The following is a 1,850-nucleotide window of genomic DNA, read 5'->3' as shown; positions in this document are numbered from 1 at the left end:
CCCGGCGGAAGGGGGCAGCGGTGACCTGGGCCGGGCTCGCCGACGTGGCCGGTGCGGTCGCGCTCGTGTCCGGCGCCCTGCTGTGCCTCGCTGCCGCGATCGGGCTGCTGCGCTTCCGCGACATCCTCAGCCGGATGCACGCGGCCACCAAGCCGCAGGTGCTGGGCGTCCTGCTGGTGCTGCTCGGTGTGGGTCTCCGGCTGCGGGACCCCGTGGACATCGGCATGCTGGTGCTCATCGGCCTGTTCCAGCTGCTCACCGTGCCGGTCTCCGGGCACATGCTCAGCCGGGCCTCCCACCGCACCGGGCTGGTGGACCATGTCGACGGTGTCACCAGCCCCGCCCCCGGCGACCTCGAGGCGATCGAGGCGCTCGAGCGGGACGACGGCCGCCCGGACGGCGGCACGCCCCCCGAGAGCTGACCGCGCAGCCACCTCGGCACCGGTGAAGGCAGGCCGGATCGAGCAGCCGCTCAGCGAGTGACTGCGAAGATCCCGTGGGCGCCGCGCTCGGCATCGATCATGGCGTGCGAGACGAACGGGTAGTGGCCGGGCTGCGGGAAGGTCAGCTCGACGAAGCCGCCCTGCGCCGGACCGAGGTCGAGCACCTGGCTGCCCCCACGGGTCGCGTTGCCCGGCTGCAGCAGGTAGGCGCCCTCCTTGAAGACCGTGTCGAACTGGCCGCCGACGACGTGGAAGGCAGTGCCCCGGTCGGGGCCGGCCGCCAGCACCCAGATCCGGACGCGCTCACCGACCCTGGCTCGCAACGGCCGGAAGTCGTACTGGTCGGCGTAGCCGTTCCAGGTGACGAGGTCGGGGTTGCCGGTCGCGAGCCGTGTCAGGTCGACGGTGCCGTGCTGCGGTCCGAGGTAGTATTCCGACTGGACGAGCACGTAGCTGCGGTCGACCTGGGGCAGCCCCGGCGGGTCGATGATGACCGCACCGAACATGCCGCTCGCGATGTGCGCCGACATCGGCATGGTGCTGCAGTGGTAGAGCCAGATGCCGGAGCGGGTGGCGGTGAACCGGTAGGTGAGCGACTGCCCGGGCGCGATGGTGCGCATCGGCCGGTCCGGCGCCAGGGTGCCGGCATGGAAGTCGATCGAGTGCCCCATGGTGCCCTCGTTGTGCAGCGTCACCACGAACCGGTCGCCCACCCTGCCGTGCAGGACCGGGCCGGGCGCCCGCCCGTCGTAGGGCCACAGGGTCTGCCACACGCTCGGCGCGACCTCCATGTCGCGGTCGCGCACCGTCAGCGACACCCGGTGCACGCGGCCGTCCGGCACCGGCGGGAGCGCCGCGTCCCGCGCCCGGAAGTCCTTGCCCGGCTTTCGAGTGAAGTCGAGGTCTGCCGCCGCACTCGGGCCCGAGGCATCTGACGGCGCGCTCGAGCCCGACATGTCGTGACCGGCCATGCCACCCTGGTCGGAGGAGGCAGGAGCGGTCGCCTGGGCCTGCCGGGCCGACTGCCCACCGACCACGTCGACCCGGAACACCATGCCCATCTGCCGGTGCCCGATCACGGTGCACCACCCGTCGAGACTGCGACCGACGACGCCGGCGTCGAGCACCGCGCTGCCGCCGGGCGCCAGCCGCCGCGTGTGCTGTCCGGTCTCCAAGGCGAGGTCGTGCACCTGGCTCTGGTCGGTGTTCGTCAGCCTGATGACCAGCCGGTTGCCCGCGGGCACCTGCACCGACGCCGGGTGGAAGCGCATGTCCTTGGCGGTCACGTGCACCGTCGTCGTGCGTCCCGTGGGGGCCACACCCGCGGCGGTGCTCGCTCCGTCGCCGGCGCTGACCGCGAGGGGGGACACCGCGACGGAACCGGCCACCGCCAGGGCGAGGACCGCG

2 protein-coding genes are annotated in these 1,850 nt (G+C 73.0%); one reads left to right on the top strand and one right to left on the bottom strand.

Features of this window, described 5'->3' with window-relative positions:
• Positions 1-20: 20 nt before the first annotated feature.
• The gene (gene mnhG, locus FRW57_RS21155) at positions 21-422 is read left to right on the top strand and encodes a monovalent cation/H(+) antiporter subunit G (protein ID WP_137120113.1); all 402 of its coding nucleotides are present in this window, start codon (positions 21-23) and stop codon (positions 420-422) included.
• Between the two features lie 50 nt (positions 423-472).
• On the opposite strand, the gene FRW57_RS21150 is transcribed toward mnhG, so the two are convergent.
• Positions 473-1,850: multicopper oxidase domain-containing protein (locus FRW57_RS21150; RefSeq protein WP_152186993.1), on the bottom strand; the 1,378-nt coding region annotated here is incomplete at its 5' end.

It is taken from the genome of Segeticoccus rhizosphaerae, from assembly GCF_009192725.1.
In the GTDB taxonomy this organism is placed as follows: Bacteria; Actinomycetota; Actinomycetes; order Actinomycetales; family Dermatophilaceae; genus Segeticoccus; species Segeticoccus rhizosphaerae.
The sequence above is the reverse complement of the archived record's forward strand: the minus strand, read 5'-3'. Positions and strand labels throughout refer to the sequence as shown.